The organism is Aeromonas sp. R6-2 (genome assembly GCF_040908155.1).
Lineage (GTDB): Bacteria > Pseudomonadota > Gammaproteobacteria > Enterobacterales > Aeromonadaceae > Aeromonas > Aeromonas schubertii.
This window is the reverse complement of sequence record NZ_JBFODE010000066.1, coordinates 1-1,874: the sequence shown is the minus strand read 5'-3', so window position 1 is coordinate 1,874 and position 1,874 is coordinate 1. Positions and strand designations below refer to the sequence as shown.

At 54.7% G+C, this 1,874-nt stretch carries 2 protein-coding genes; both read right to left on the bottom strand.

Annotated elements, in window-relative coordinates; genetic code table 11:
- Window positions 1–118: 118 nt before the first annotated feature.
- The gene (locus AB5Y48_RS18310; RefSeq protein WP_368165406.1) at window positions 119–838 is read right to left on the bottom strand and encodes a hypothetical protein; all 720 of its coding nucleotides are present in this window, start codon (window positions 836–838) and stop codon (window positions 119–121) included.
- A 1-nt stretch (window position 839) separates the two neighbouring features.
- A partial coding sequence (locus AB5Y48_RS18305) for a hypothetical protein (protein ID WP_368165404.1) occupies window positions 840–1,874 on the bottom strand: 1,035 nt, incomplete at its 5' end.

Sequence of the window (1,874 nt, the reverse complement as noted above, 5' to 3'; positions counted from 1 at the left end):
CTGACTGTTTATGGGGCGGTGGCCAAGTGGGCTTGGCCACCATAGCGCGATGCCCTTGTCAAAATGGTGGGTGTCCCAGAATCACCCGTCCCAGAATCACCCAGAATCCCCCCATGTCTCAATAACCAAACTCCTTACGGCTCGCAGCTTCAATTACTTTATATTGCGGTAACGCTCGCGTGATATCACCAAGTACACGTTGATATTCCTCTGGCTTGCTAAATACGAGAGCGTATTCCCCCCCGCTATACGGGATCTCCATGATTTCCATACCGCACAGCTTGCCAAAAACTGATATTTCACCTGAGCCCTTAAAAATACACCCATAATGGCGGACCCTTGGTTTCATATTGGTTATTTTAAAGGCCAGAAATGCACCTGCACCTGCACCGGCCAATGCCAGCGGGCCCACCAAGCCGACGGCAATGATGCTGACCACAATCAACAGGCCACCAATCCCACGCATAATGATGTAAGCCACCTCCGGGATCTTATCCTGCTGGGTGTAGTAAATCCCCTTGGCGGTCATTCGGTAGTGATAGAGCTGATTGGGGTCAGTTAAATATCGACTGTAAAAAACAGATATAACCCCAAAGATCAAAAAAAACCAAAGTGAAGACCATGCATTATGACTATTGCCATTGATGAAAGTCACTAATGCAATAAGCCAAAACACGCCACCCATTAACAGTGACGATGACCATGCAGCTCGCGGGGTATGGTCAATCTGCCACTCATATAAGACCGGCTCCTTTTGCAATTCAAGATATTGCTCGCTGTAGTAGTGGTTAGCACCATCAGCCTCTGCGTTCTGCGGGTGTTCTGTCGTTTCACTCATGTTATTGCAACCTTATGCTCGTACCTTTCACTGGCAGCTTGATATCAAATTCTGCAGTTAATATCACGCCTTTGGTAAAGGATCCTCTGGCTACAAAGCGCTGGGCTTCACCGCTCAGGCTTTCAGCACTCGGGTAGACAATGCACACCACCAGCTCATCGACATCGGTCAGCCGCACCTTGCTCATATCCAGCAGCAACTTTTCACGGGTTGCGCTGACGACACGCACAGCAAGCGCTTCGGGCTCCCCCAACCCGCCAGCCATGGCAGCTTCCCGGTGCAGGGCACTAGGGACCTTAAAGCGACGCACCGCCAACTCGATGGCAACATTGTTGATATAACCGGGTAACCCGATCTCAAGCTGTCGGCCCTTGAGGCTGACAGTGGGTTGACTGCTGAGCCGTTCATACTGCGCCAGCTCGTATACCGGGTTCCACCCTGCCGGCTCGGTACCCCAGGTGGATTGCAACAGCCAACGCTCGACAGGCAGGCGACTGTAGCGGGCCAGTATCACGGTGGCGGCCAGATAGAGCAGGGTTCCGATACCGATGGCGGCGACCATCCAGGGGGCCCAGATCGCACCGAGTGATACACCACGGCCCAACAGCATAAGGGATCGTCCCATAGCACCACCTTGCGCCGCCAAACCTGCCAGCTTTAGCTGGTAACCAAATTGCTCCATATCGGCATTGGTATTATCCCCGGTCTTTTGCCATGTTTCCCACGCCTCCAGCCCCGCCGCCAACAGCCCCAACCCGGTCATCCAGCCGGTGGTGAGGGCAAAGCGGCGCACCAGGGCGGGGTTCTCCTTCATGGCAAGAGCCAAGCGTTTCTCAAGAAGATGGTCAGGCACCACCACCTGCCCCTGCTTGATGGCGACCATGGCGCTGCCGGTCCAGGCGGCGGTGTAAGCAAGGTTGCGGCTCAGCTCCAGCTGGGCCGCGGGGTTGCCCTGATTCTTGCGACTGCTCTCGTCATACCCTTGCAGCGCCACTGTCAGGTTGGCGATGTTGAGCAGGGCCGCCAGCCCGCCAAA